General features: G+C 62.9%; 28 protein-coding genes. 19 read left to right on the top strand and 9 right to left on the bottom strand.

The annotated features are described in order from the left end of the window. Positions 1–177: 177 nt before the first annotated feature. Entirely contained in the window at positions 178–489 is a 312-nt protein-coding gene (locus tag AC0CMF_RS18355; RefSeq protein ID WP_472482387.1) for a transposase, read from the bottom strand. 154 nt (positions 490–643) lie between these two features. On the opposite strand from AC0CMF_RS18355, the gene AC0CMF_RS18350 reads away from it, so the two are divergent. The 15 genes from AC0CMF_RS18350 (at position 644) to AC0CMF_RS18280 (ending at position 15,247) form a co-directional block, all read left to right on the top strand. After that, the gene (locus tag AC0CMF_RS18350) at positions 644–1,777 is read left to right on the top strand and encodes a porin (RefSeq protein ID WP_472482385.1); all 1,134 of its coding nucleotides are present in this window, start codon (positions 644–646) and stop codon (positions 1,775–1,777) included. A gap of 364 nt (positions 1,778–2,141) precedes the next feature. Continuing rightward, positions 2,142–3,872: a hypothetical protein gene (locus AC0CMF_RS18345; RefSeq protein ID WP_472482383.1), complete on the top strand. Its 1,731-nt coding sequence runs from the start codon at positions 2,142–2,144 to the stop codon at positions 3,870–3,872. A gap of 194 nt (positions 3,873–4,066) precedes the next feature. Then, a complete protein-coding gene (locus tag AC0CMF_RS18340; RefSeq protein ID WP_472482381.1) occupies positions 4,067–5,131 on the top strand; it encodes a glycosyltransferase family protein in 1,065 nt (354 codons plus the stop codon). 481 nt (positions 5,132–5,612) lie between these two features. Next, on the top strand, positions 5,613–6,005 hold the full coding sequence (locus tag AC0CMF_RS18335; RefSeq protein WP_472482379.1) for a DUF2958 domain-containing protein: 393 nt from the start codon (positions 5,613–5,615) through the stop codon (positions 6,003–6,005). A 14-nt stretch (positions 6,006–6,019) separates the two neighbouring features. Further along, on the top strand, positions 6,020–6,334 hold the full coding sequence (locus AC0CMF_RS18330; RefSeq protein ID WP_472482377.1) for a hypothetical protein: 315 nt from the start codon (positions 6,020–6,022) through the stop codon (positions 6,332–6,334). A 65-nt stretch (positions 6,335–6,399) separates the two neighbouring features. Then, positions 6,400–8,253 (top strand): ParB/RepB/Spo0J family partition protein, encoded by a 1,854-nt coding sequence (locus AC0CMF_RS18325; protein WP_472482375.1) that lies wholly within the window; start codon positions 6,400–6,402, stop codon positions 8,251–8,253. A gap of 80 nt (positions 8,254–8,333) precedes the next feature. Continuing rightward, positions 8,334–8,522 (top strand): hypothetical protein, encoded by a 189-nt coding sequence (locus tag AC0CMF_RS18320; RefSeq protein ID WP_472482373.1) that lies wholly within the window; start codon positions 8,334–8,336, stop codon positions 8,520–8,522. 19 nt (positions 8,523–8,541) lie between these two features. Next, positions 8,542–8,727, top strand: coding sequence for a hypothetical protein (locus AC0CMF_RS18315; RefSeq protein WP_472482371.1), 186 nt, complete (start codon positions 8,542–8,544; stop codon positions 8,725–8,727). 497 nt (positions 8,728–9,224) lie between these two features. Further along, complete coding sequence (locus AC0CMF_RS18310) at positions 9,225–9,518, top strand: DUF736 domain-containing protein (protein ID WP_023433005.1); 294 nt, start codon at positions 9,225–9,227, stop codon at positions 9,516–9,518. A gap of 68 nt (positions 9,519–9,586) precedes the next feature. Beyond that, positions 9,587–10,096 carry a hypothetical protein gene (locus AC0CMF_RS18305; RefSeq protein WP_472482369.1) on the top strand — a complete coding sequence of 170 codons (510 nt, stop codon included), beginning with the start codon at positions 9,587–9,589 and terminating at the stop codon, positions 10,094–10,096. A gap of 283 nt (positions 10,097–10,379) precedes the next feature. Next, entirely contained in the window at positions 10,380–10,745 is a 366-nt protein-coding gene (locus AC0CMF_RS18300) for a phosphoglycerate kinase (RefSeq protein WP_472482367.1), read from the top strand. Between the two features lie 566 nt (positions 10,746–11,311). After that, positions 11,312–11,542 carry a hypothetical protein gene (locus AC0CMF_RS18295; protein ID WP_071923364.1) on the top strand — a complete coding sequence of 77 codons (231 nt, stop codon included), beginning with the start codon at positions 11,312–11,314 and terminating at the stop codon, positions 11,540–11,542. Positions 11,543–12,041: 499 nt separating this feature from the next. Beyond that, entirely contained in the window at positions 12,042–12,593 is a 552-nt protein-coding gene (locus AC0CMF_RS18290; protein WP_472482364.1) for a plasmid mobilization protein, read from the top strand. Next, positions 12,583–14,280, top strand: coding sequence for a relaxase/mobilization nuclease domain-containing protein (locus AC0CMF_RS18285; RefSeq protein WP_472482362.1), 1,698 nt, complete (start codon positions 12,583–12,585; stop codon positions 14,278–14,280). The genes AC0CMF_RS18290 and AC0CMF_RS18285 overlap by 11 nt, the downstream gene beginning before the upstream one ends. A gap of 367 nt (positions 14,281–14,647) precedes the next feature. Further along, the gene (locus AC0CMF_RS18280) at positions 14,648–15,247 is read left to right on the top strand and encodes a hypothetical protein (RefSeq protein WP_472482360.1); all 600 of its coding nucleotides are present in this window, start codon (positions 14,648–14,650) and stop codon (positions 15,245–15,247) included. Between the two features lie 47 nt (positions 15,248–15,294). Here AC0CMF_RS18280 and AC0CMF_RS18275 read toward each other — a convergent pair whose 3' ends face one another. The 4 genes from AC0CMF_RS18275 to AC0CMF_RS18260 form a co-directional block, all read right to left on the bottom strand. Next, complete coding sequence (locus tag AC0CMF_RS18275; protein ID WP_472482358.1) at positions 15,295–15,654, bottom strand: hypothetical protein; 360 nt, start codon at positions 15,652–15,654, stop codon at positions 15,295–15,297. Between the two features lie 15 nt (positions 15,655–15,669). Then, a complete protein-coding gene (locus AC0CMF_RS18270; protein WP_472482356.1) occupies positions 15,670–17,265 on the bottom strand; it encodes a type IV secretory system conjugative DNA transfer family protein in 1,596 nt (531 codons plus the stop codon). A gap of 272 nt (positions 17,266–17,537) precedes the next feature. Then, positions 17,538–17,765 carry a hypothetical protein gene (locus AC0CMF_RS18265; protein ID WP_472482354.1) on the bottom strand — a complete coding sequence of 76 codons (228 nt, stop codon included), beginning with the start codon at positions 17,763–17,765 and terminating at the stop codon, positions 17,538–17,540. A gap of 1 nt (position 17,766) precedes the next feature. After that, on the bottom strand, positions 17,767–18,420 hold the full coding sequence (locus tag AC0CMF_RS18260) for a nucleotide-binding protein (protein WP_472482352.1): 654 nt from the start codon (positions 18,418–18,420) through the stop codon (positions 17,767–17,769). 116 nt (positions 18,421–18,536) lie between these two features. Here AC0CMF_RS18260 and AC0CMF_RS18255 point away from each other — a divergent pair, with 116 nt between their 5' ends. The 3 genes from AC0CMF_RS18255 (at position 18,537) to AC0CMF_RS18245 (ending at position 20,185) form a co-directional block, all read left to right on the top strand. After that, entirely contained in the window at positions 18,537–19,286 is a 750-nt protein-coding gene (locus AC0CMF_RS18255) for a helix-turn-helix transcriptional regulator (protein ID WP_472482350.1), read from the top strand. Between the two features lie 96 nt (positions 19,287–19,382). Further along, the gene (locus AC0CMF_RS18250; protein WP_472482348.1) at positions 19,383–20,003 is read left to right on the top strand and encodes an acyl-homoserine-lactone synthase; all 621 of its coding nucleotides are present in this window, start codon (positions 19,383–19,385) and stop codon (positions 20,001–20,003) included. After that, positions 20,000–20,185 carry a hypothetical protein gene (locus AC0CMF_RS18245; protein ID WP_472482346.1) on the top strand — a complete coding sequence of 62 codons (186 nt, stop codon included), beginning with the start codon at positions 20,000–20,002 and terminating at the stop codon, positions 20,183–20,185. Before AC0CMF_RS18250 ends, AC0CMF_RS18245 begins: the two co-directional genes overlap by 4 nt. A 41-nt stretch (positions 20,186–20,226) precedes the next feature. On the opposite strand, the gene AC0CMF_RS18240 is transcribed toward AC0CMF_RS18245, so the two are convergent. Genes AC0CMF_RS18240 through AC0CMF_RS18230 form a run of 3 tightly spaced genes read right to left on the bottom strand, consistent with a single transcriptional unit; the run spans position 20,227 to position 23,635 of the window. Further along, the gene (locus AC0CMF_RS18240) at positions 20,227–22,089 is read right to left on the bottom strand and encodes an AAA family ATPase (RefSeq protein ID WP_472482344.1); all 1,863 of its coding nucleotides are present in this window, start codon (positions 22,087–22,089) and stop codon (positions 20,227–20,229) included. Further along, positions 22,086–22,580 carry an ABC-three component system middle component 2 gene (locus AC0CMF_RS18235; RefSeq protein WP_472482342.1) on the bottom strand — a complete coding sequence of 165 codons (495 nt, stop codon included), beginning with the start codon at positions 22,578–22,580 and terminating at the stop codon, positions 22,086–22,088. The genes AC0CMF_RS18240 and AC0CMF_RS18235 overlap by 4 nt, the downstream gene beginning before the upstream one ends. Continuing rightward, the gene (locus AC0CMF_RS18230) at positions 22,577–23,635 is read right to left on the bottom strand and encodes an ABC-three component system protein (RefSeq protein ID WP_472482340.1); all 1,059 of its coding nucleotides are present in this window, start codon (positions 23,633–23,635) and stop codon (positions 22,577–22,579) included. Before AC0CMF_RS18230 ends, AC0CMF_RS18235 begins: the two co-directional genes overlap by 4 nt. A gap of 243 nt (positions 23,636–23,878) precedes the next feature. Here AC0CMF_RS18230 and AC0CMF_RS18225 point away from each other — a divergent pair, with 243 nt between their 5' ends. Further along, positions 23,879–24,457: a recombinase family protein gene (locus tag AC0CMF_RS18225; RefSeq protein ID WP_472482338.1), complete on the top strand. Its 579-nt coding sequence runs from the start codon at positions 23,879–23,881 to the stop codon at positions 24,455–24,457. Here AC0CMF_RS18225 and AC0CMF_RS18220 read toward each other — a convergent pair. Then, positions 24,454–24,981, bottom strand: a complete 528-nt coding sequence (locus tag AC0CMF_RS18220) for a thermonuclease family protein (RefSeq protein WP_472482336.1) — start codon at positions 24,979–24,981, stop codon at positions 24,454–24,456. The two genes, AC0CMF_RS18225 and AC0CMF_RS18220, sit on opposite strands and share 4 nt — an antisense overlap. Positions 24,982–25,019: the final 38 nt, after the last annotated feature.

Raw genomic sequence — 25,019 nt, 5'->3', positions numbered from 1 at the left:
CGGATTCCAAGCGTTGACGCCGCGTTCCTTCACATTATGGACTGCTGCGGATTACTCAAGGTCCTCAAGGCCGACAAGAAGGCCATCTTCACCGCCGCCAGCGCCGCCGCCAAGGCCACCGACTTCCTCGCCGGGCTGCAGGCAGCCGACATCACCGAGGCCGCCGCTTAGGCGGCCTCATTTCGGGACTTCCGACATCGACCGGGGACGCTTGACCAGTCGACGGATCGCGGCGCGCACCGCCGCCTCCGTCTCCGGCATGATGCCCCGTCCCGAACGCCACTGGTAATAGGCCGTCAGGGATACACCAGCGGCTCTGCAAATCGACCCGATAGACAGGCCGTGCTCGGTGCGCGCCTGGTCGATGAGCGCCAGCGTATCGCTGGCGTCCCGGATGTCTGCCCGCTTGATAATCAATACATTTCGAAAAGGGCTTCTTGGCACGTCATTACTCCAATCACTAATCTTCGCTTTTCTGCGCGCTTCCAATAATTGATACTCATATTCTCTGCATCAACTATGTTGCTAATTTGCCATATGGGCATGTAGCGAAAACATCCATTACTTCGCATAACTGTCGACAACAGCAAATCATCTTGCTTAAATCTGCGTATTCCTAACAAGCAATTTAAAGGAAATCGTAATGAAAAAGTCCCTTCTTCTTGCTGGCACCGCAATTGTGGCCCTGAATGCCGCCACTGCTGCTGCCGTAGATGTTGACATGTACGGTCAAGTCAACAAGTCGGTTCTGGTATACGACGACGGTCGCGATACCGAAGTGAACTTCGTTGACAACGACAAATCCTCGACCCGTTTCGGCCTTCGTGGCTCGCAAGCTCTTTCGAACGGCCTGACCGCTTCGGTGCTGTTGGAAGTAGAAGTCCAGGACGGTCTCGGAGGCGAGTCCAACACCATCACCCAGAACACGACCCCCGGTCAGTCTTCGACGCCGGTAAACGCCTTTGCTGGCGGCTCCTTCCTGACCGAGCGCCATACTCGCGTTGGCTTGGCTGGTAACTGGGGCGCAATCTTCCTGGGCCGCACCAGCACCGCGACCGACGGCATCACCGAGATTGACATCGCTGGGGCTGACGACGTGCTGGGTTCGGGTGTTGATCGCTTTGGCGGCGCCCTTCAATTCCGCAATAACACCGGCGCTTTGACCGGTGTTCGCGTGCGCGATGTGTTCGACAACCTCGATGGCATCGGATCGCGCTCGCACGCCGACGACCGCACCCAAACCATCCGCTACGACTCGCCCATCTTCAACGGCTTCCAAGCGCGCGCTGCTGTAGCTCAGGGCGGCGATATGGACGTTGCCCTGCTGTACAGCGGCAAGATCGATGCCTTCGAGGTTCGTGGTGGCGTCGGATACGTTGCATTCAACAGCCAGCCCACCACTGCCAACAACGATCTTACTCACCAGTGGGCGGGTTCGGTGTCGGTCAAGCATGACAGCGGTATCGGTGCGACCTTTGGCTACGGCCAACAAGGTCTGGAACGGAAGACCGCCGGCGTAGACGATCCGAGCTTCTATTACGTGAAGCTGGGCTATACCTGGGATGCTTTCGAGGTGGCCGCTGACTACGCGCACCACAGCGACATGCTGATCGGTGCTGCCGACCATGATGCCACCGCTTGGGGCATCGGCGCCCAGTACAACATGGGCAATGGCGTAAGCCTCGCCGGCATGTGGCGCATGCTGGACCTTGATCAGACCGGCGCCAACTACGACAACATCCACATGTATGCCATGAACCTCCGCGTGAAGTTCTAAGCAGTCATGCGCTGTCACGGCATCTGACAGCGCAACACATCGGAGACCCCGCTTCGGCGGGGTCTTTCGTTATGTGCGGCATCTTTGCGACAGGGGGTCGGGAGAAAATAGAGAATATCGCTTGTTCATAAAATGAACATTACGAGATTGAGTCCGCGATGCTTAAAATGACCACGTTGTTATTGCAATACAACGTAAAAGGATAAAGGAAATGATCATTTTTAGAAGACTGCTTGTTTTGGCTGTCGTCTGTGCTGCGGCTCTCGGTGTCTCGGCGTGCGACGATGATAATAAGGGCAACGGCAATGCCTTTGTCATCGGAAACGACGGCTAACGACCGGATTAGAAATAAGGAGTGAGATTCATGAATTTCAGAAAGCATTTTGCCGCGACCTTCGCCGCAGCGGGCATGCTGCTCGGGGCTGCTTCGGCCTCGGCTGTGTCGTTCACGGTAGTCATCGACAAAATCGAAGTGATGGAAAATGGCACGTCGCCTGACCGCATCACCATCTATCACCCCGCAGCCGGGATCGGCGAAGCGGCGACCCGGACGCTGGACCTGCTGAACGCGAACAAGGCTGGCACCGCCCTGCCTGTCCGCGCGCCTAACGCTGGCACCTATCGCACCATGTTGGTGACCTTCGGCGATATCCGTGTTGCTGCGGAGACGGCCACCGTCTCCGACACCACGCCGTTGACCTTCGGGACCACGGATGGCTTTGGCGCTGAGTTCGGGCGTCAGGTTCTCGTCATGGGTGACGTTGACCCCGCCGCAGGCATCGGCTTCGCGTTGGGCGGCGTAGATCCCGTCGTGCCCATGCAGCCGATCGTTTCGACCGGCGGCTCGATTGCCCTCCCAGCGTTCAACTTCTTCCTGCGCGCGGCTGATGTCGTTGTGAACGGCAACGAGGTTGGCGTCTCTCGCCTGCCTGTACCGATCTCGGTTGCTCGCAACGACGTGGACTCAAACCTCGTTCCTAACGTGACCGTGGGCGTGAAGGGCTTGGCCTTTGGTGGTCCTAGCTCAGTGCTCCCCGCTAACGTCGGCAACTTCAACGTCAAGGTTGGTCTGTTCCGCAGCGCCTTGGACCTGAAGCCCGTCTACATGCGCACCGCCACGATCGTATCGAACTCTCTGGCCACCGCAGCCTCGATCACGGAAGTAACCTTCGTTGACGTCGCTGACGGCACCTATCTCCCGCTGGCCTGGTATGACGCCAACAACAACAACCTGCTGGACAGCGGCGAAGCCACCATCATGGCTGATGTGGCTGGCACCGATCTGTCGAGCAGCGCTGCGCTTCTGACAATCGACAAGGCCGCCCTGTTCGGCACCGGTGCTGCTGGCGTGGTCAGTTCGACCTCGGCCGCCTTCGACGTATCTGACACCGGTTCTCCTCTCGGTACCCTGTTCGGTGGTGCAACCGCCAACGGTTACCTGGGCCAATCGGGCAGCTTCTACGCTTTCCCGGCTCGGGAAATCTCGATCTCGATTGCCGCCGTCAACTCGGCCGCTGCGTCGATCACCTATAACAACAACGCCTATGAGTGCGATGATCTCTGCGGTCTTGCCGTGACTTGGGCTGGCGGTCTGATCACGAACGCCACGGCTGATGCCACGCTCACCTTCACCGTCAATGGGAACACCACGCCCATCCTGACCGTGAAGTTCGACAAGGATGGTTTGACCGGCGCAGACATTGATGACGGCGATGTCGGCCACCTGACGCTGGCTGCCGCTACCGCTCAAGCTGCCAGCTCGACCCTGCTGTCCTACTCTGCCGCTGGTAGTGGCGCCTTGGCAGGTATTGCTGTCAACGACGGCGCTGTTCTGACCATCAGCCCGGTTCCCTTGACCAGCCTGCTTGATCTGGACGTCAACGTGGACACCGGTTTCGGTGAGTACGTAGTCGACTTTGCCATCCAAGCCCGCGACGATGGTGCCGCGTTGGGCGGTATCGACACTGGTACGATCACCCACGCCGATGTCGTTCTGGATGCTAACGACGCAGCCGGTCACTACAACAACGCCCTACGCCGTGTGCGCCTGATTGGTGCGAACCGCGTCGAACTCACCAACAGCCTGGGCAACTAAGCTACCCAATCAAACCCTTGAGGTTTGATGCAAAGCCCCGCTTCGGCGGGGCTTTGTCTTTTGCGGAGGATTGCGATAATTGGAAATATCGATTACTATTTTCATGCTACAGGCACTCCAAGGCTTTGTAGCCAGTCGGAAAGCCCCCGCCTGTCGGGGGCTTTCTACATTTAATCTTCAGTATACACACCATTTTGGACGCAATACGGCCGCTACGCATCATTCATGTCGCCAACTTCTCCCTGAAGCCCAAGGGTGCAGGTTTCTTCTCGACCTCGTTCAAGATCAGCAACGGCCTGACGCGGCTCGGGCACAACGTCCTCAACTTCAGCGATCGCGATGTGGCGCGGGCGTCCAACATTTTTGGGAGTCGCAAATTCGGCATCCGTCCAGCGAACCGAAAGCTGGTGGAACTGGCATGGCGATTCCGCCCTGATCTCGTCTTGCTCGGCCACGCCGATGTCATCTGGCCGGAAACGCTCGACGAAATCCGCGCCAACCGGCCCGGTATCAAGATCGCCCAATGGAACGTCGATGCTCTCTTCGAGCACGACAACGTCGAGCGCTTGAGGGCGAAAATCGATTGGGTCGATTATACCTTCGTTTCGACTGCAGGCGCGAGGTTGATGGAGTTGGGCGCTCCCGGTCACAAGGTGGCCTATCTGCCAAATCCGGCCGATCCGTCTATCGAACGGTTCCGCGCATTCGCTCACCCGCGTGAGAAACTTCGGACGGACCTCTTCTTTGCATCCGGCTCTGGCACGGTCCCACGCTTCCACGCCGGCATCGAAACCACTGCCAATACGCTCGCGACTAAGATCAAGGACGCAATACCGGACCTCCGCGCCGACTTTCCTGGCATCCTTGGCGCGCCACACAAGTTCGGAGCAGATTTCGAGGATGCCCTCGCCACATCGGCCATGGCGCTCAACGTGAGCCGCCGCAACGATCACTACCTCTATTCATCTGACCGTATCGCGCAGGTGATGGGATGCGGGTTGCTGACGTTTGTTGATCGCGCAACGGGCTTGGACGAGTTCTTTAGCGACGAAGAAGTGGTGTTCTATAGCGACGAGGCCAGCTTGCTTTCTGAACTCGACCGGCACCTTCGCGATGATGGCCTGCGTCGTCGTCGGGCGGAGGCAGGCTGGCGGCGGTATTTTCAGCTTTTCGACACGACCAAGGTCTGCTGTTACATCTTGGACACTGTCTTTGAGCGCGTCAATCCCACCGCGTTTGGATGGCGTTCTACAGCGTGATACCAGCATCGCGGGGGGAAAGGCCTTTCCCCTGGCCTCAGCCAAACTGTCTTCGGCACACCCCTTTCAAGCGGGATTTCACCCCGCAACGCCCCATCGCCGCCGCACCGGGACCCGCGCTGACGCTGCCCGACGCGGCGGCAGCGGACGGCCCTTCGGGCCGTAGTTGATCTTCTGATCGCGCCTTGGCGCGATACCCTCTTCTGCCAGCTTGTGCCGACCCCGCCGGGCTTGCCCAAGATCGCCGTCCGGCCTGCCCACTCCATTCGGGCGGCTGACGCCGCCCTCCCGTGTTGGCCGGATGCCCCCTGACGGGGCGGCTCCCTTGGAGCCCGTCGGATGTCGGCGCGACGCCGCCAGGCTCAATCCAAGCACGTCCTCACACTTCACCGTCTGTCGTCGCTCGCCGCTGGGCAGAGGGTAATGCGCGGGGCGTGGGTGTCCTTCGCAGCCTTGAACGACTGAACGGAGGATTGAGCCAATGAACGACACGACGACGAAACAAGGCAGCGCTGTCGCGCTGCTGACTGACGGGCAACGCGCCCGGATGCTTGCTAAAGGACGGGAAAACGCCGCGCGGATCGACGCAGACGGTGATACCCACGACTTCTGGCCTGTGGTGAAGCTGTTCTGCCCGTGGGGAGCCGCGACGTGGCTTCTCTCGGAGATCGACCCCGAGGACGAGGATATCGCCTTCGGCCTTTGCGATCTGGGCTTCGGATGCCCTGAACTGGGCAGCGTGCGGCTCTCGGAACTTGCCGCCATTCGTGGCCCCGCTGGGCTGACCATCGAGCGTGACGAGCATTTCACGCCGACCAAGAGTCTGACGGCCTACGCCGCAGACGCGCGGCTTGCTGGCCGTATCGTCGCGTAGTCGGGGGGCAGACCATGAAATGCCTTGCCGACTTCAAGCGCGCCCTGCTGGCGCATCCGTGCTGGACGTTCCAGTACATCGATAACCAGCAGGATTGCGGCGCCCAACGCCGCACCGTCGCCCACGTCCAGACCAACGGGGTGTGGTTCACCATGCCCGATAGGGGCGGCGGAAAGACGTGGCTGGACTTCCCGCCCGCCCGTCTTTGCCGTTTCCCCGACCCGCAAACGCTGGTCATCGACCACGGCGACGAATGGGGCACCCGCCTCATCTACCGCATGGCGGCGGCACAGGCCGCGCCAGCCGACAGCGCCATCACCAACGCCTGAACCAACCCGCCCGCTTCGGTGACTGGGCGGGCACGGCTTAACGAAATCACGAAAGGACGAAAACCATGACCATCGAAACCATCCCCTTCTCGAAACTCGCCCTTGCCGAGGGCGCCAATCCCCGCCGCAGCATGGACGCCGCTGCCATTGAGGGGCTTGCCGCCTCGATCAAGGCGGACGGCCTGTTGCAAAACCTCGTTGTGCGCCGCGACGGGCGGAAGTTCCGCATCGTTTCTGGCGAACGGCGCTGGCGCGCGCTTGCCCTGTTGGTGGAGCGCGGCGACATCGGGAAGGACTATCCCGTGCCCGTCGAGGTGCGCGCCGATCTGACCGAGGCCGACGCTTTGCGTCTGGCCACCGTCGAGAACATCCAGCGGGAGCAGCTTGCGCCCATGGACGAGGCCGAGGCGTTCGCCACCCTGTTGGGCGCGGGTGCCAGCCTTGAGGATGTGGCCGCGAAAGCGGGCGTGTCGGTGCTCACCGTAAAGCGCCGCGTGGCGCTGGCGAGCCTCACCGACGAGGTGAAGGCGCGTGTGCGGGAAGGGGAGATTTCCCTTGCCGCCGCCGAGGCGCTGACGCTGGGTAGCGCCGAGCAGCAGCGCGCCGTCATCGAGCGGCTGGACAGCGGCTTTCGCTACGATGCCGACGACATCCGCGACTGGCTGACGGGCGAGAAGCCTGCCCTGTCCTTGGCGATCTTTCCGCTGGATCGCTACGAGGGCACGACCACATCCGACCTGTTCGCGGACGAGGACGCGACCGTCTTCGACGATGCCGAGCAGTTCCTTCGGCTCCAGACCGAGGCCGTGGAGGCGCTGGCCGCGCATCACCGCGAGGCGGGTGCCGCCTTCGTGGACATCCTCACCGAAAACTACGCCGCTTGGTGGCAGTATCGGGACGCCGATGCCGAGCAGGGCGAGACGGGCGGGGTGGTGATCCACTTCAAGCCGTCAGGCCGTGTCGAGGTGCGGGAGGGGCTCGTGCGCCGCGAGGTGCGCCCGAGCGTCGCGGAAGAGACTGCCGAGCATCCCGCCGCGCCGAAAGAAAAGCCCGAATACACGGGCGCGGTCATCCGCATGGTCGCCGCCCACAAGTCGCTCGCCGTCATGGCGGGGCTTCTGGCGAACCCCCGCAAGGCGCGGGAGGTGGCCGTGGTGACAATGCTGAACGCCTGTGACTGGACGGCGCGGGTGCGCCTCGATGCCCATCCCGCGCTGGGATATTTCGCGGGCGAGGATAGCCAGCCGGAGACCTACGCCAATGTGGAAGGCGCGGCGCAGGCGGTGATGGAGGCGCTCGACATCGCCGCTACGCTCACCAGCCGCTATCCCGCACCCGACCGTGGGGCATGGGAGACGCTCTTGCGCCCCCAGAAGGAGCCGCTGGCGCTCTACGAGGCCGTGACCGCCCTCGATGAAGCCGCGCTCGATGCGCTGCATCTGCTTCTGACCACGCTGACCTTCGGTCAGGGCAACATGGACGCGCTGGACGCGGGCGCGAGCCTGTTCAACCGCGTGGCCAGCGATCTCGGGGTGTCGATGCGGGATCATTGGTGCCCCGACGAGGCGTTCCTCACCCGCCGCCGCAAGGATCAGCTGGAGGCCATCGCCAAGGAGACGGGTGCTGTGACCCGTCTCGGAGCGCTCAAGGACTACAACAAGACGCAGTTGGCCGCTGCCCTTGCCCGTCACTTCGAGCGTTGCGCCGCCGATGACAAGCGGATCGCCGCCGACCTGAAAGCCCGCGCCAATGCGTGGCTGCCCGAGGCCATGTGCTTCGGCGGGGTGGAGGTGGAGAGCGGCGACGCGGCCGAGGAAGCGTCCGAGGTCGAGGCCGACATCGAGGCCGATGACGCGATTGGCGACGGTTTCCCCACGCCCGCCGTCGCCGAGGACGTGCAGCCCGCCCACGCGGCCTGACCCGTCCAGCGAAGCCCGCCCATGACGGGCGGGCTTCGTCCTTTCCTCATTTCGTCAATTCCTCATCCGACAGGTGCCCCATGCCCACCATCCTTGGCGCAATCGCGCTCTTTGTCCTCGCCGCCTACATCGCCCACGTCACGGGCAATCCGGAGAACTTCCTCTGGACCATTGTCGCCGTACCCTTCGTCATTCCCGTCACCGCCATCGTGCTCTGGATCATCGGCAAGCTGCTGGCTGCGTTCCGTGGCCCGCCGCCGTCACCCTGACGGTCGGGGAGCCATCGCCATGCCGATCATCGTGACCCTCGCGCTCATCATCCTCGCCGCCTTCGTCAGCACCCGAACCGGCAGCGCCGATGCCTTCATCGCGGTACTGGTCGTCGCGCCGCTGGCAGCCCTGGGCCTGTTTTATGTCCTGCTGTTGGTCGGTTGGATCATTCGGGCGATCCGAGCCGGGTCGAAGCCCCGCTGACCCACGATCCCGTGTGCCGCATCGAGGGCGGTGCGGCCAAACACCGACCCACAGCGCCGCCTCGCTCCCGTCAGGGGGCAGGGCGGTTTCTCGGTGCGCAGGGGATGCGATTTGGCCGGAAGCTGTGAGGGGACGGAGGCCGATGGGCCGCGTGTCGGGCGAAGGAGGCCGAGGTCGCCAGCGCGTCTTGCCTCTGTTTGGCGCGGATCAGCCGCCCACCTGCGTCCTTTCCTCTCATGGCCACATCTGAGCCCGTCGCCCGTCCCCGCAACGGCGCGCGGTCAGTTTCTTCCCCTGACCTTCGGTCATTCCTCGCGAGACAAGAAACAGCCCGCTTGCCGTCTGCCGCTTCGCTTCGCCCGCTTCGTGTCCCGGTCGGGGCTTCGCCCCTCCGCGCCTCTTGGGGTGCGGGGCCGTGCTTCGACGGTCTCTCTCATGGGCCATGGAAAGGTCGCGATGGGCGCGACCGCCAGAACCAAACAAAGGAGACTTACATCATGGCAACCATCGGCACCTTCACCAAGACCGACAGCGGCTTCACCGGCACCATCCAGACCCTCGGCGTCAAGGCCACCAAGGTCGCGATCACCAGCGTCGAGAAAACCGCAGACGCCGCCCCCGACTTCCGCGTCAAAGCGGGCGCTGTCGAGATCGGCGCGGCCTGGCACCGCACCTCCAAGGGCGGCAACGAGTACATCTCGGTCAAGCTGGACGACCCGAGCTTCGCCGCCCCGATCTACGCCAACCTGGTCGAGCAGGACAAAGGCTTCGCCCTCATCTGGAGCCGCTGACCGCAGGCGACGCCGCCCGCCCGACGGCGGGCGGCGCTGCCTTCCCCGAAAGATTAACGAATTGACGAATGGACGATTTCGACATGATCACTTTGACCGACACCCATCTGCAACGCCTCCACGCCGAGGCCGCACGCCTCGCCGAAGACGCCGACCGCCGCCTCGCGACTGCCGAAGACACCGACGATTCCGATGACTGGGATGCATGGAAGGAGGCCGACGGCATCGCCACGGGCTTCAAGCTTGCCCTTCAGGAACTCGCCCGCGAGACGGCCAATCCCGAGCCGACGCCGACCGCGCCCGCTCTCAGCTACGACGATTGGCGCGACGCCTACTGTCCGATCCGCAACACCCTCCGCACGGATGCGCCGTTCGACGGCTGCATGTTCGAGACCTTCGGCCCCGAACTCGATGCCGTTCGTGCGGCCGACCCGGCTTGCGTCTGGACGCTCGTCAGCAGCGATGACGACGATGGTCTCTACCTTCTGTCCGGCTTCCACTTCGTCAACCGCCTTGGCTACCTCATCACCGAGCGCCCATGGCAGGGCGACGGTCAGCTCGACACCCGCCTCGACTGACGGTGCGTTCCGCCCCCGTCGCTTCGGCGGCGGGGGCTTTTCCTGTGTCCCATCGGTGGCTCTTCGGCGGAGGGCGCAGGCATCCAGTCCCGCCCCCTTCCGGTCGGTTGCCCGTCCTTTGGAGGTTCCGCGTCCTGGCAGGCGGCGCCTTGCCGTCCATGACCTGCCCGCACCAGCGGGTCGGTGCCCCGCCCGTGTTGGTCAGGACGGCAGCGGCTCATGCCGCCCGCCCTTTCGGTCGCGTCCGTCAGGACGCGCAACCAACGACCGAAAGGAGATCATCATGGGACTGGATATGTACGCCTTCACCACCGCCGAGCCAATCACGGCCGAGGTGGACTTCACCACCGAGAATGCCACTGACCTCGCCTACTGGCGGAAGCACCCCAACCTGCATGGCTGGATGGAAAACCTCTACTATGCGAAGGGCGGCTGCGACATCGACTTCAACTGCGTCAACGTCGCGCTGACGGCCGACGACCTCGACCGGCTGGAGGCCGACATCCGCGCGAACGCGCTGCCGAATACGTCCGGGTTCTTCTTCGGCGAGTCCGATGGCAGCGAGACCGAGGGCGACCTCGCCTTCATCGAGAAGGCCCGCGCGGCCATCGCCGAAGGGAAGACGGTGTTCTACACCTCTTGGTGGTAAGCGCTGCTTGGAACGAGGCCGCCCTCGCCAAGGGCGGCCTCGACCGCGTTTTCCGCCAGTATCCCCTCGACGGACGCGGGGTCGGCGGCCGGTGCGTCATGCGGTCAGACGTAGGCGGCTCGCATCGGGCTCCGCTGGCGCGACGCTGCTTCTGACGAGCGGCGTCTGCGAGGCGCGACGTGGCGAGCTGGCCCCGGCACAGGCGTCGGTCGGCCGACACGGGTCTTATGGCGGCGACGGTCACCCCGGCGACTGACGTCCTCACGGTCAGCGGGTCGGTGGTCGGGCATGCAGGGCGGGGTATGCCACCTTCCGAGGCACGCGACCGATGCGGGCCTTCCAACTGGGCAAACTGACGTCGGCGGCGTCCGCCGCAACGGCGCCGCCCGACTTTCTTCCCCGGCGCCGATGGCGCCTTCCTCGCGATCGCTGCGCTCCAAGAAAGACGGGCCTCGCCGTCTGCCGCTGCGCTTCGCCCTTCGGGTGCGGCTGGACGCCCTTGCCGACGCCTCACGTTGCCCATGGAAGGCCGCGGTCGCGGCCACAGCAACGGAAGGAGGCAAACCATGAACACCCTGCACACCATCGACACCGACTACGAGCTGACCTGGGACGAGTTCCTGATCACCGTGGAGGACCTGCACCTTATCGAGACCGGCGCCGACCTGGCCGACGACGACTACGCCACGGTGCTCGCCGCCTTCGAGCGCGGCCTCAGCCCGAACGGCTGCGTCATGAGCATCATCGACACCCGCCGGCCGTTCGACGCGCGCGAGCACTGGTTCCACGCCGCCTGACCGACGGCGGCCCGAGCGAACCCCGTCGGGGCGACCCGGCGGGGTTTTCGCATGCCTGTCCGCCGGCAGTGTTCGAGCGGCCACGACGGCGCTGACGCGCCTCCGTCCGCCCGCTTGCGCTGTGCTGGGTTTCGGCGGCGTCTGTTGTTGGTGGCTGTGGGCAGGTGTTGTGGCTTGTGAAGAAGGGCGATTGCGGTTAGTATCGCGTTGTCCATCACTGGCATTAAGTGTCTGACCTGTCAGTCCGAATCCACTCCACCCTGTGGACCGACCCCATAAGCGGGGGAGGGTTTTCGTGTCACAGGGGGGAGGCAAGATGGATGTTGTGTTACAAAAACTCCCGCGTCGAGGCTGCCGCCCCGACACCGGCCGCGGCTTCGCCGACCGGCCCGGCGGGAGTTTCTTCCACCCAACAGCGCCCGCATTCGACCCCCTGACGGGGTCTCAAGCGACACTCATCTTGCTCTGCGAGGCGACCGGGACAGGGGGCATCTGAGCCATGGCACGGCCAACCCTTGATCCCCAGCGCAAGCGCTCCGAGGTCCTGAACCTTCGGCTCTCCCCCACCGAGATGTACGAACTGCGGCGCCGCGCGGCCGAGGCCGGCGTGACGCTCGCCGACTATGCCCGCGCCACCCTGACAGGGCGCCGACCGAAGCCGAAGCCGGTCAAGGACCGCGTCATGGCGGCGCTCCTTTATGAGCTGTCGTCCATCGCCACGAACCTCTCCCAGCTTGAAGACGCCACCGGCGAGGCGACCTACGCGCAATGGGCGCGTTATGTCGGCGGCGAGCTGGTCGAGCGGGTGACCGACCGCCACGAGCTGACACCCCTCATCGAGGAGCACCTGGAGGCGATCAACGGCGCCGGGCACATGGTCAACGCCATGGCGCGGCGCGCCAACATGGGCAAGCCGCTGGACGCGGCTCAGGTCGAGGAAACCCTCGCCATCCTCCGCCGCGTGCTGGAGCCGATCCACCGGGCGGTAAAGCAGTCGCCTAAGGCGGGCAGCCGAGCGCCCGATCCGGAAGAGGGGCCGGATGCGCTTTAAGGTGCCCGCCCGTCAGCCCGAAAGCTTCCGGGCCTCCGCCCTCTATCTCGCCGGCAGGGTGAAGGGCCTGTCGCCCGACCGGGTGGAGTTCGTCGAACGGCGCAACCTGCATACCGACGATCCGCGCTCGGCGGCGGCCGTCATGGATGCCACCGCCCAGAAGTCGGCGCGATGCCGCCAGCCGGCCTACCACTTCATCGTCACCTTCGATCCTGACGACGCGGCGGCGGGGAAGGTGACGCCGGAGCTGAAGCGCCGCGTGGCGCAGCAGGTCATCGAGCGGATGGGGCTCACCGAGCACCAGCTCCTCGTCTATTCCCACACCGATACGGATCACCCCCACCTGCATTTCCTGGTCAACCGGGTGCACCCGACGAAGCACATCGCCTATGACCGCCATCAGGACGGGCGGCGGCTGACCGGCATCGTGCAGGAACTGGCGCGTGAGCACGGGCTCAACATCCTGCGCAACCGTGAGTACGAACGCCAGCTTGGCCGCGAGGTGGTCGAAGACCTCGGCCCGGCTCCGACCGATGCCGAATACTGGCGCGCCCGGCGCGAGGAACGCGAGGCGCAGCTACCCTTCGAGAAGGATGCCGTCACCGACCTGCGCCGCCGCCTGAAGGACGACTTCATCCGCGCCCGAGACTGGGATGACCTGGCCGAGCGGCTCGCCGCGAAGGGCATCACCATGGAGCGCAAGGGGCAGGGCCTGGTGCTCACCGACGGCGAGCGCTTCGCCAAGCTCTCCGACATGGGCAAGGGCGTGCGCTTCCATGTGCTGGAGGAACGCTACGGCGAGAGCTTCGACGACCACATGACCCGCCGCGCCGCCCGCGTCGTCGAACGGCAGCGGGGCAAGGAGGATCGCGCGCCCGACACCAGCGGCATGGCCCCGGCCGAACGGCGGACGGTGGAGGGGATGTTCGACGAGGAGCCGGATCGCGGTCCGGCCGAGGACGCCGTGCGCCGGTTCGACCAGGCCGACATGGAGTTCCGTTACTGGAGCCAGATCGAGGCATCATACCGTTCTGCCGCCGGCAAGGTGCGCTATGCCGAGCGCCAGCAAGCCTTCAACGAGAAGCAGGTGCATCGGGACGAGGCATGGCTCGGCAAGCGCAGCCGCAGCCTCGACGAGATCCTGGGCAAGGTCTATCGGGACGCCGCAGAGGCGCGGGCGCTCTGGGATGACCTGGAGGAGAAGTTCGGCATCCGCGATGCCGAGCGGATGATCGAAAAGGACCCCTTCATCCTCGGCGCGGTGCGGGGTATCCGGCTGGGCGACACCCGCACGGCCGACCGGCGGGAGGCCAAGCGGTATTTCCGCTACATCGTCGAGCGCCGCCAGCGCTGGCGCGACGCCAAGAACCGGCTGGAACACACCCGCGCCGAGATCGAGCGCGCCCGCCAGCGGGTGAAACTCGCCGTGCGCGAATACGAGCTTCTCCAGCATGTCGCAGGCTCGCCGCAGATGCTGCGCGAGACCATGCTGGAGAAGATCAAGGCGCGGGCGCGGGCACTGTCGCGCGTGACCGAACGCGCTATCGAGCGCAGCCGTCTTGCCGACGAGCGGCGCGAGCAGTTGCATCGCGCCTGGCGCGTGGCGAAGGAAAAGCGCCTTGAACGGGAGCGCAAGCGCGAGCGAGGCCGGGCGTTCGGGCTCGATCTGAGTTTGTTCGATGAGTGAAGATTGGAGCGCGATATTGTCAGCAAAGATTGCACGCGGATGGAAAGCAGTGGAATATTGGAAGGTGCAATTTGACGAAATTCCGAGGGCGAGGGGGGGTATTCGGATGAATGTGCCAGCCATTCCGAGCTTTCTAACGGCAGCTATGAAATTAAGTGTGCCGATAAATGGTGTATTTGTGCCATTTAACCAAGCTGTCACGAACCTACAACGATTCTGTCGCCCACTGCTGTTTCACAATGATTGTTCAGTATTCGACCTTTCATATTCCGGATCGTGTTTTCTATTTCGGCATGGTGGACGGAATATAATGCTTTGTACGCGACACCAAATTGTAAACCAGAGCCGGGACCCCAAGGACGTAGCGTTGGTCATTGAAGAGACAGACGGCAGGAAGGTTGCGCTTGGGCCGAATGAATTTTCTAGAGTCATAGCGAATGTTCCACAGCAGTCCAAACTGGAGGATATATTTCTCGCCGAGTATGAATCTGAGCGCAACGGTCGGAAAATAGAAGCGCAGTTCCTCCAGCTCGACCTCGATACGATTGCGGATCTTCGGATCGTCGCGGAGGAGCAGGTCGTTCTGATCTTCGCAATCGGCTATCCATCCCGTTTCTCATCATTCGAGACGAGCATCGACGAGGTTGATGGCTCTGCAACCGGCCTTGACGTCATTTCGCGTTGGGTAAAACTCTATTTGGAGCTGGCTGAACCAAGTAACTGGGATCATGATCTCCGGGTTCCATTGCAGACCCATCATCACTACCACGCTGACATCGGTGATCCAGATGGATTTAGTGGTTCGCCTGTTTTCTTCGTATACCAAGACGAATCGAAACAAGCGCATCTTGGCTTCGCCGGAATGCTAACCGACGCGAACAAGTCCGGTCGGTTCATGCTATACGAGGCGGCCCATATTCGAGAAATTGTGAAAGGAAGTTCAAAGATCGCGGCCGAACCAACCTAAAACCGTTCTGCGCGCCGGATAGGACCTTGCCGACAATTTGTCTCTGTCTAAAGCCCATACCCCGTCCAGAAAGGGATACCGTTCCGGCGGTCGTGCCAGCCGATGGTGAAGTCGATGTGTGCCTCCCCGCCGGATGTCACCACCATGGCGATGCAGCGCCGGTAATCCGCGATGGCGCCGCGCCGCAGTTCCGTTGCGTCATAGAGGCCGAGAACGGTTTGGCCGCTCCGAGCGTCGAGCGCCTCTCGCACCTGATCGAGTGAGCGCGCCTCGTCGCACCGCGGCAGCTCCACCGCGCTTCCGTGCGCGTCGCGATGCAGGAACACGGCGAGCGGGATGGCCCAGACCGTGGCGACAAGCAGGCCGAGGAAGGCATACCCGCCGATATCGTGACTGAACGGTTTCATCATTTCATCCTTTCGTTATTTCATCATGTCAGCGGAGATGAGCGCACCGGGGTCGTCCTCGGCCGCCTCCATGCGCCAAGGTGTCCAGCGGCCCTTGAATGCCCGCTCCTCGAAGTAGCGGAGCTTCTGCGCCAGGATCGGCCGGCAGCCCTGCACGAACAGCAGCTGGCAACTCTCCGGCAGCAGCATGATTTCGGACGGCGCCAGCAGTGGCCGCCCGATCTCGCTCTGGTGCTCGCTGTAAGTCGAGGCGAAGGTGAGGAACGGCAGCCGTCCACTCTTGCCGCCACTGGTGACGGGGATCGTGCGCTTGCCCAGCATGGCGGAGAGGAGCTGCGCCGTGTCGCTGTCCTGCACGTTGAAGGCTTGCCGCACCGCGCAGTTGGCGATCATCGAGCGCCATTTCCGATAGGTGCTCTGGAGCTGGTCGAGGTCCTGGACGAACAGCCACAGATGCGCGCCGTAGCCCGCGAGGTAGCCGATACCGTCCTCGATGGGGCGCATCGAGCCCAGCGTCGGCAACTCGTCCAGCAGGAACAGCACCGGGTGCCGGGGCACTCGCTTGTTGCGGGTCATGGCCGCCGTGGTCAGCCCGACCATGAGCCGCAGGAAAGGCTGGTAGACCGTGGCGTATTCCGGCGGCACGATCAGGAAGATTGACATGACGCCGTTCTTCAGGTCTTCGAGCCGGAAGGTCGAATGGTTGGTGATCGCCGCAAGCTGCGGGCTGTCGAACACCGCCGTGCGCGTCTGAGCCGTCGAGACGACGGCAGACCGCTCCTTGGCCTCCTTCTGCGAAAAGCCGTCGGCAATGCGCTGGACGATGGGGTGCTTGCTGTCGCCCATGTGGGCGAGCACCGCGTCGAACTTCTCGCGCGAGCGCATCAGGAGGACGCGGAGTTCGCGCAGGTTCCGGCGGTGCGGCGGCATGTCGAGGGCGATATGGAGCAGCAGGCCGGTGACCAGCACGCGGGCCTCTTGCTCCCAGTGGTTCGGCTCGTGGCCTTCGGGAGCCACGATCATCTCGGCGATCAGGCGCGCGTCGTCCACATCGTTGACGGTTCCGGCGCGGATGAACTCGACGGCGTTGTAGGAGGCACTCTCGATGCCGGGATCGAAGGGCGCGAAGGCGTGCACCGGCCCGAGCGAGCCACGATGCCGCGCGGTGATGCGGTAGTTCTCGCCCTTGATGTCGGTCACCACGACCGAACCCGGATGGTCGAGCAGGTTGGGGATGACGACGCCGATACCCTTGCCCGAGCGCGTCGGCGCGAAGGTGAGGAGGTGGCCCGGCCGATCGAAGCGGATGAAGCGTCCGCCTTTCTTGCCCAGGATTACGCCACGCGAGCGCAAGCCTGCGCTGCGGATGTCACCTGTCGTCGCAAATGCCGCCGAGCCGTGCGCGTCGGACGGCTTGCGCGAGAGGCGGTAGGCGAAGAAGAGGATTGCCGCGAAGGCCGCGGCTCCCGTCGTGCCCAGCACCACCAGCCGGTCGGCGCCAACGGTCAGATTGTCGATGATGGTCCAGATGAGCGCTGCGATGAGCAGGCAGATTGGCAGCTCGACGAGGACAAGCCTGACGAGACGCCACAGAAGACATAAATGCCCCATGGTGCATTCCCTTGGTAGTTTACTTTGCCAAGGGTTTATGGGGCGGCGAAAAATTACTTTGGCTGACGTGTGGAAATTGTTCGAGATCGGAGCAATAATGGAAGTGTTGCCGGCTCCGTTCGTCGCATTCCCAGTTGACGACTTTGCCAAATGAGGAGTCGGCAACGCCTTCCTGATACAGATATTGGCATCGAGGCTTTGCAGGGAAACCTGTCAACCTTAACAGCTTGTATTTCGGAAAGAAATACCCATATAGCGATTTCGTTCTTTCTTTATCCGCGCCGCTGTTTTACCAAATCGAAGCCCTCCTTCAGCAAGTCCAGCATCGAGACGCCGTGCACGGCCGCGTAGGCTTTGAATTCGCGGTGAAATTCGGGGCTGACCTTGAAGTTGAGCGGCTTCATGGCGCCGGCCTCGGCACGGTCGAGGTTGTGCACGACCTGTGCCGGTGCGGGCGGCAGGCCTTTGCCCGTCCTCTGGGGCGGCAGAATCTTCGTCATCTCAGGCGGCCTCCCTGTTGCTGCTCGCCTGCATCAGCTCGGCGATCTCCTGGGCGATGGCTTCGGCCCGCTCGTTGAGGGACGGGAAGCGCGTTTCTGTTGGGGCGCGACCTTCGTCGCTGGCGCGGCGGAACCCGGTCTTCTCCGGCAGGACGTTCGCCAGAGAATGGTATCCCGCCTGACGCACGTAGGCGCAGGCCTCGGCCAGCTCGCCTTCGCTGTCGCCGACACGGCAGAAGGCGACGACGATCTTCTCGGCCGGTATCCCTTTGCGAGTCAGCTCGTGCGCCAACAGGACGGTCGGTTCGAGGTCGTCCAGTGCAAGCCCGGTGGGCAGCACGACGAGCGTGCTCGCTTCGGCGATCTGAAGCGTGCCCATGGTGGCGTGTGGCGGGCCGTCGAGGATCATCAGATCATAGCCTGTCGCCACCTTCACGGCCTGGCCGACGGTGCCGAAGCGCTCGACCGCGACCACCGGCTCGACCGCGCGTTGAAGACGCCGCGCCTGCCAGCTGAAGCTGGTGCCTTGCTGGATGTCGAGGTCCGCGATCTTCACGTTCCAACCCGCAAGGGCGTATTCGCGGGCGATGAGGCGTGCCAGCGTGCTTTTGCCGACACCGCCTTTCTGAGAGACGATTCCAATGAAGAGAGTCATGTCCGATCTTTCTTGTTGTTTTTTTTGAAAGGACGATTTGATGAAATCATGACATATGGAAATCGTTATTTCACGCATTTTTGTCGAAGCGCATAAGTATTGGCAAAATCCAATGCTTGGAGGAGTCGCGCATTCGGCCGACCGTCATCGCCTTCCTTGACCAGATACGCCATGTGGAGGATGTGGCGTCGCTCGAAGCTGCCTTCTCGAAGGCGCTCTGGGACCTCGGATTCCGGGAATGGGCCTACCAGGTCATTCGCACTGATGCTCTGCCGGACGAGAAGCCGCTCATCCTCACGACCTTCTCCGATGCCTGGTACAACCACTACATCGACAGCGGCTATCACCGCATCGATCCGGTGATCCAGAATGGACCGTTGCAGGTCGCGCCCTTTACCTGGAGCGCCATGTCATTCGGCATCGAGCCTTCGCCGGAACAACGGCGCCTGTTCGCAGAGGCCGCCGAGTTCGGGGTCGGGGAAGGCGTGGGTATCCCGATCCACGGCGCGCGCGGTGCACTCGCGATGGCGTCCATGGTTTCCGACCATGGCGCGAGCGGTCTCGACCGGCTTATGTCCACGGTCGGGCAGGATGTGCACCTGTTATCGCTAGCCTTCCACAATCATGCCCGCGAACTGCTCGCGCTCGGCCGCATGGGGCGCACCACCGTCAGCCTGACGCCGCGCGAGCGGGAATGCCTGCTCTGGAACGCGGCGGGCAAGTCGGCCTGGCAGACTGCGCAGATACTCGGGATATCGGAGCGCACGGTCTATTTTCACCTCGCCAACGTCCGCGCCAAGATGGGCGTGGCGAACGTCTATCACGCCGTGATGAAGGCGATCATGGAAGGCATCATCACTCCCTGAAAGCGCTCTACTTGCCAGTAACCTGTGGAGGTTGACAGGATGGCAGGCGCGTCTTTCTCTGGCTCAATGCTCCCAAACACATTGGGAGGGAAACCGTTGCTTCACATCATATCGAAAGATAATGCACACCTGCACTGGGATGCGCTCGCATCCATGCACCAGCTTCGCCGCGCGGTCTTTAGCGAGCGGCTAGGTTGGGACGTCACCGTCGTCAACGGGTTGGAGCTCGACCAGTTCGACCTGCCCGAGGCGCATTACCTTGTTCACTACGCCCCCGACGGCCGCGTGAACGCCTGCACCCGGCTTCTGCCGACGACCGGCCCTTATCTGCTGGCCAATGTGTTCCCGGCGCTCGTCGATGGCGAGATGCCGCGCGCAGCCGATATCTGGGAGAGCACTCGCTTCTGCGCCGACCAGGCCACGGCGCCGGCAAACATCGCCGCGATCCTGATGGCGGGCATGCTGGAGTTCGGGCTGTTCACCGGTTTGCGCGGCTATGTGTCGGTATCCGACATCCGCATGGAGCCCATCATGCGCCGCGCCGGCTGGAATCCCGTTCGCCTGGGTGGAACGATGGAGACCGGCACGGACACTGCGGCTGCCGAATGGCTGGAGGTGTCTCTGGCCTACCTCGGGCGGGTCCGCGAGCGGGCTGGCTCCGCCGCGCCGATCATCGCCAACCTGGACGAGATCGATCAGGGGAGGGTTGCGGCATGACATACGACACCGAATGGCCGGCCTCGCCGCCACAGGCCTCCGAACGGCCCTCGCGCATCGAAGCCGACAGGCTCGCCTGGTGCATCCGGTATCTGGCGGATGAGGCGCGGCGGAGTGGTTTCAATGAAACCGCAGCGGCGTTGGAAGCGGTAAATGTCCCTTGCAGAAACGGCCATCTCTAGATGCGTCGAACTACGAGAAAGACGGCTCTGACACCGAAAAGTTACGACACTGGAAAAAGCCCGTACCGACCACGTGATGTGCGCTTGGTGAAGTGGACTGTGCCGGGATTATCCCGAATGGCAGCAGGTGGATCGGTGTTCTCGATGATGATGACCTGCCGGTCGGTCCAAGTGCTTAGGACATCATAGAATTTCGCGTGTAGATCTGTACCACGCAGCTCGTCGTCATCGGCCTCGTGGGCGTCGGCGTCCGGGGGTCGGTACGCCAAAAGCGGTGAGTCGAGAACCGCAAAGCCTGGATGCGGTTTGGTGTTCTGCCGGCAATAGTCCATCAGCCCGAGAGTGAACGCGGCGTGCGTGATCGCCCTCATCCCCTTGCCCCGGCTACCCCGGCGCTTGCCAGCGATCACGAGGTCGCGTGTCGACGTGTCGAAATGCACGCGCTCGGCCTCCGGGAAGTGCCATGCCTTGAGGAGGTTCTCGACCGTCTGCGAGAAACGGTCCAGCGTGACCGACGACAGGTCGGTTGCCCCGTTGGTCGGGGGGGCTTCGGCATTGCCGTCGTTTTCCAGTGCTTGACGCCGGGCCACAAGGTCGGCGATCTGCTCGTGAATTGTAAGTTCGGCTCGTACGGTCGCGCGCGCCTCAATCAGTTCGGTGTAGCTTGCACGCAGCTGAAGCAAATCGGGCGACTGACCTTGCAGGTCGCTCTCGGCCTTCGCCAGCTGCTCGCGGAGGCGCGGCAGAAGACGGTCAAAGCTCTGGGCTTCGCCACGGAGCTGGGCGACCGTCTGGGCGAGTTCAGTCCGCAGCTTCTCGATCTTGGCGCTCTCGGCCGTGGCGGCGGTGACGACCTGATCGACGTTTCCATCGCAGTCGGTACCCAACCGCTGGTGATCGGTCGCCGCGCCGCAGAGGGGGCACTCCGCTGGCGCCAGCGCCGCCACCAGTGTTCCAGCCTCGCGAATGCCTTCCAGCCGGTTCAAATCCGAACGGTAGTGCGCGTCTAGAAGCGCGAAGCGCGCGAGCAGCTCGTCGATCTCAGATCGGCGCTCGGTACCTCCTTCCACCCGCCGACGCAGGTCGTTCCGACGTTCCAGCAGCGCACGATAGGCAGCCTCTGTCGTATCCAACGCGGCTTTGTTCGACGCGAGGGTCTGTTCCAGCCGTTCGACTTGATCCGTCAGTTCTTCTATCGGAGTTGGCTCGTCCCCCAGGCGGCTGCGATAGCTCTCAAGCAGTTCGTCGAGAAAATCTAGCTTGGCATTGACGGATTGCGTGACGGCGGCGTCCGTGGCGGATGAAACGACCGCGCTGTCATCCACGCCCGTCAGCAGCAGTTTGAAGACCGATAGCTCACGCGTTTTGTTGGTCGCCTGTCCGCCTTCGATCGGAGAAGACTGCTTCTGAATATTCCCTTCGCTCACCAACGAGAGCGGGACCAGGTTGCGGAAGCTGAGATTGTTCGTCTCGTTCCTTTTGTTGACGCGAACACGCTTGTTCCCGAGGCCGATGTGGTCGAGCAGGATCGATGACAGGTTGTTGGGATTTTCCGCCGAGTGCTTGGACGCAACGACCTTGAGCTCCACCTCTTGCGGTGGAACCAGGTGAACACCCTCCGTCATTTGAAACTGACCGCCTGCCGTTGCACGGAACAACGTGAACGCAGCGCCCTCCGAAGGCGCGATCGCCAGAGCAATGCGGTCATAACCCTCCCGCTCCGGTATGTCTCGCAGCTCGGTCTGTCCCCCGAGCATGAAGTCGATCGCTTCCAGGATGAACGATTTGCCCGTGTCTGACGCGCCGTAGATGACGTTCAGCCCATCTGCGAACGTGAGAATGGCCGGCTCCTTGTCCGGGCCGGTGAAACAGAGCTGACGGAGTGAGAGCCTTGGCGTGCTCATGCTTCGGCCGCCAGACTGCGTTGCACCGCCTGAAACTCGTCGATCCAACGGCCAAAAATGTCGTCCATCGTCTTGCGCAGTTCGTCTGGAGCCAGAGGTCCGAACGTCTCGACCACCCATTCGCCGCGCGCACAAAGCTCCGCCAGGTAATGAGCGCTGAGGGAAGCCAAGAAGGTTTCGGCCATCTCGCCCGCTTGATAGCCGATTCCGCTGACCTCGGGCACGCGCTCGATCAGACCGCGGCTGATCATCAACAGCAGGCCACGCTCGACGAGCTGCCGCCTTACAAGAAGCTCGGCGGGTCGCAGTGGGAGCGGTGCATGCAGGCTCTCCGGCCCACCTGCATCAGCCGTGTGGACCACCAGATAGTCGAAGGCCACGAGCCGCTGAAGGTCCATCGTCTCGGGATAGGCCGGAACCAACACTGACAGCGCGCGAAGGCCAGCCTCAAGCGGGCTGTTGAACGTGGCCACCTTCCGCTCGGCCGTCATGGCTTCCTCCACCGGAGCCGATCTTCATTTGCCAGCTGGTGGCAAATCCCTTTGCGGTCCTGGGTGTATAGACGGGTAATGAGCGGATTGGCGGTCAGCTGAAGCGCGGTCGCTGCCTGCATGACCTGTGACATGCGCACAAAACCGTCGGCGTGCGGAGCCGCCTCGACATCTATCACGCCAGAATGGATCTCGGTCTGTAGGTCCTCGAACGTCCCCTCGGGTACGGTATCGCGCGCAAAATTGCGCAGTGACTCTGCGTGGTAGAAAAACTCCCGCTGACGGTGGAAGTGGTCAACCAGCTCGCTGCGCGTTGCCAAATCACCAAGGCTCGAAACGGGAACCTTGAGATGATCACCGTAAGCCTCATAGAGCTGCGCTACATAACGGCTCTCGCTTGGCTCAACTGCCGCTGGCGCGGGCGGAGCCTTGGGGCGTTCCTTCAGCCCGCCGCCGAACCGGACCGCGTGATAGGGCGTCGCGCGATGGTCGTCGACGATCTCAAGCGTGGTGCGCATCCCGAAGATCGAGAAATCGAACGCGTCCACATAGGCGGCAAATGCGCCCTGAAGCACGATCGTCTGCTTCTTCGTCACGGCGTTGGCGCATTGTTTTTCCCAGTTATCTGTAACGTATTTCTTGAGGGAATCCGGTTTCATCAGAAGCTTCTTGAGTGCCATGCCGCACTCTCTTGGCGCAACGAAAGCGTATGCAGACGGCGGCTTGTACAGGCCATTGAAGCTGTACCAGAGGATCTTCGCGACCTCGCCAGCTGCGGTGGACGGCGTCAGCGGGTCACCATAGTGCTTGCACTGAAAGTTGTGCCACACCCCCATCAGGCCGTCGTCGTCTAGGAATCCAGCAACGTCGATGCCCATATCGTTCGCGCCAGCGAAGCGGAGGACCTGTTTGTACTTCGCACGTTGGGCGTGGACCCATTCCTGAATGAAGATTTCCCATTCGTCAGGCGAATAGAGGAGGATGTGCTGCTGCGGTTGCAGCTGCTTTCCGTACTGAACGCTGCTCGCGGTGCACGGAGCATCGGTCGTCGGCACAGGAATTTCCGCGAATTCCGCGACTCCCGTAATGTCTCCCGTCGCCGACAATGCCGCCCCGCTCCCCTGCCTATCGCTGCTGTTCCGGTTGACCCGGAACCTCTCATTACCGACCGTTTTTGAGAGGGTTGGCGCCGCCCGACGCGGGCGAGGCACCTCTCACTGAATCAGGCTATCAAAAAAGCTTCTCGAAACCAATATCTCAATTTGGTACCATGTACGTTGAGTTTTGAGAGGACAAGCATGCTCATCGGCTACGCCCGCACATCCACGCTCGACCAGAAGCCCGAGCTCCAGCTGGACGCTCTGACGGATGCTGGCTGCGAGAAGGTGTTCGTCGAGCAAGCCTCAGGCGCGCAGCGGGAGCGCCCCCAATTGAAGGCCGCGCTTGAGTTCGCCCGCGAGGGAGACACCCTGGTCGTCTGGAAGCTGGATCGCCTGTCGCGATCCCTAAAGCAGCTCATCGAGACGGTGGAACTGCTCCAGACGCGGGGCATCGCCTTCCGCAGTCTGACCGAGGCAATCGACACGAGCGGCGCCGGCGGCCGCTTCGTCTTCCACGTCTTCGGCGCGCTGGCCGAGTTCGAGCGCAGCATCATCAAGGAACGGACGATGGCAGGTCTCGCGGCCTCGCGCGCTCGCGGGCGTCGCGGCGGCAGGCCGAAGCAGATGACGACGAAGAAGATCGCGATGGCGAAGAGCATGCTCTCCGACCCCTCCATCACGATGGAAGACGTATCGCGGGAGCTTGGCGTCTCGGTTGCGACCCTCTATCGGCACCTGCCTGGTGGGCGAGGGGCGTTAACGGACGGCGCGCTTTAGCGTTCCCTTCTCCAGTCCCACGGCATGTCGAATGTGCCAGACCAGACGCCCCGACGTGCGGTGCGCGCGGCATCCTCTTCACGAACGTAATCCTGTCCGAAGCGCCGATAGGCCAAGGCCCAGCCGTTGAGGACCATCCAGCCGTTCAAATCTTGGCCTTGATGGAAGCAGACCGCGACGAGTCGGCCATACCGATCGGTGTCCCGCCCATGACAGGTCACCGTTCCGCGGCCGATTTTGTCCGCCAGTGCAAATGCAGCGCGGCGACCGCATGGCCAGACAGCGCCATCGCTGCGACGGCACAGCTGGTCGCTTTCGGGCGCATCAATGGCGTGCAGCCTGATTCGCACACCCCTGATCTCCAGCGTGTCTCCATCCACCACCGTGGCAACACCAATGACACGCGCCGATGCCTCGAACCCCCCTGAAATTGAGGGAAATCCACCCGTCAATGCCGCCGAAACCGCTAATACCCCCAGGAACCGGCGCTTCATGGCAGACAAGGGGTGGCCATCGTGGTGCATTCTACATATCCTCGCCGGGCAGCAGCGGGAGGCCGCTA

It is taken from the genome of Pannonibacter sp. CBAS1226, from assembly GCF_055685825.1.
Note: the sequence above shows the minus strand (reverse complement) of the source record. Positions and strands in the feature narration are given on the sequence as shown.

Coding starts and splice junctions, on each gene's coding strand:
- AC0CMF_RS18300 (WP_472482367.1), top strand. CDS start 10,380: ATGGGACTGGATATGTACGCCTTCACCACCGCCGAGCCAATCACGGCC.
- AC0CMF_RS18345 (WP_472482383.1), top strand. CDS start 2,142: ATGAATTTCAGAAAGCATTTTGCCGCGACCTTCGCCGCAGCGGGCATG.
- AC0CMF_RS18225 (WP_472482338.1), top strand. CDS start 23,879: ATGCTCATCGGCTACGCCCGCACATCCACGCTCGACCAGAAGCCCGAG.
- AC0CMF_RS18295 (WP_071923364.1), top strand. CDS start 11,312: ATGAACACCCTGCACACCATCGACACCGACTACGAGCTGACCTGGGAC.
- AC0CMF_RS18305 (WP_472482369.1), top strand. CDS start 9,587: ATGGACGATTTCGACATGATCACTTTGACCGACACCCATCTGCAACGC.
- AC0CMF_RS18285 (WP_472482362.1), top strand. CDS start 12,583: ATGCGCTTTAAGGTGCCCGCCCGTCAGCCCGAAAGCTTCCGGGCCTCC.
- AC0CMF_RS18265 (WP_472482354.1), bottom strand. CDS start 17,765: ATGACGAAGATTCTGCCGCCCCAGAGGACGGGCAAAGGCCTGCCGCCC.
- AC0CMF_RS18350 (WP_472482385.1), top strand. CDS start 644: ATGAAAAAGTCCCTTCTTCTTGCTGGCACCGCAATTGTGGCCCTGAAT.
- AC0CMF_RS18260 (WP_472482352.1), bottom strand. CDS start 18,420: ATGACTCTCTTCATTGGAATCGTCTCTCAGAAAGGCGGTGTCGGCAAA.
- AC0CMF_RS18270 (WP_472482356.1), bottom strand. CDS start 17,265: ATGGGGCATTTATGTCTTCTGTGGCGTCTCGTCAGGCTTGTCCTCGTC.
- AC0CMF_RS18335 (WP_472482379.1), top strand. CDS start 5,613: ATGAACGACACGACGACGAAACAAGGCAGCGCTGTCGCGCTGCTGACT.
- AC0CMF_RS18320 (WP_472482373.1), top strand. CDS start 8,334: ATGCCCACCATCCTTGGCGCAATCGCGCTCTTTGTCCTCGCCGCCTAC.
- AC0CMF_RS18240 (WP_472482344.1), bottom strand. CDS start 22,089: ATGAGCACGCCAAGGCTCTCACTCCGTCAGCTCTGTTTCACCGGCCCG.
- AC0CMF_RS18275 (WP_472482358.1), bottom strand. CDS start 15,654: ATGAAACCGTTCAGTCACGATATCGGCGGGTATGCCTTCCTCGGCCTG.
- AC0CMF_RS18325 (WP_472482375.1), top strand. CDS start 6,400: ATGACCATCGAAACCATCCCCTTCTCGAAACTCGCCCTTGCCGAGGGC.
- AC0CMF_RS18315 (WP_472482371.1), top strand. CDS start 8,542: ATGCCGATCATCGTGACCCTCGCGCTCATCATCCTCGCCGCCTTCGTC.
- AC0CMF_RS18220 (WP_472482336.1), bottom strand. CDS start 24,981: ATGCACCACGATGGCCACCCCTTGTCTGCCATGAAGCGCCGGTTCCTG.
- AC0CMF_RS18330 (WP_472482377.1), top strand. CDS start 6,020: ATGAAATGCCTTGCCGACTTCAAGCGCGCCCTGCTGGCGCATCCGTGC.
- AC0CMF_RS18290 (WP_472482364.1), top strand. CDS start 12,042: ATGGCACGGCCAACCCTTGATCCCCAGCGCAAGCGCTCCGAGGTCCTG.
- AC0CMF_RS18245 (WP_472482346.1), top strand. CDS start 20,000: ATGACATACGACACCGAATGGCCGGCCTCGCCGCCACAGGCCTCCGAA.
- AC0CMF_RS18310 (WP_023433005.1), top strand. CDS start 9,225: ATGGCAACCATCGGCACCTTCACCAAGACCGACAGCGGCTTCACCGGC.
- AC0CMF_RS18235 (WP_472482342.1), bottom strand. CDS start 22,580: ATGACGGCCGAGCGGAAGGTGGCCACGTTCAACAGCCCGCTTGAGGCT.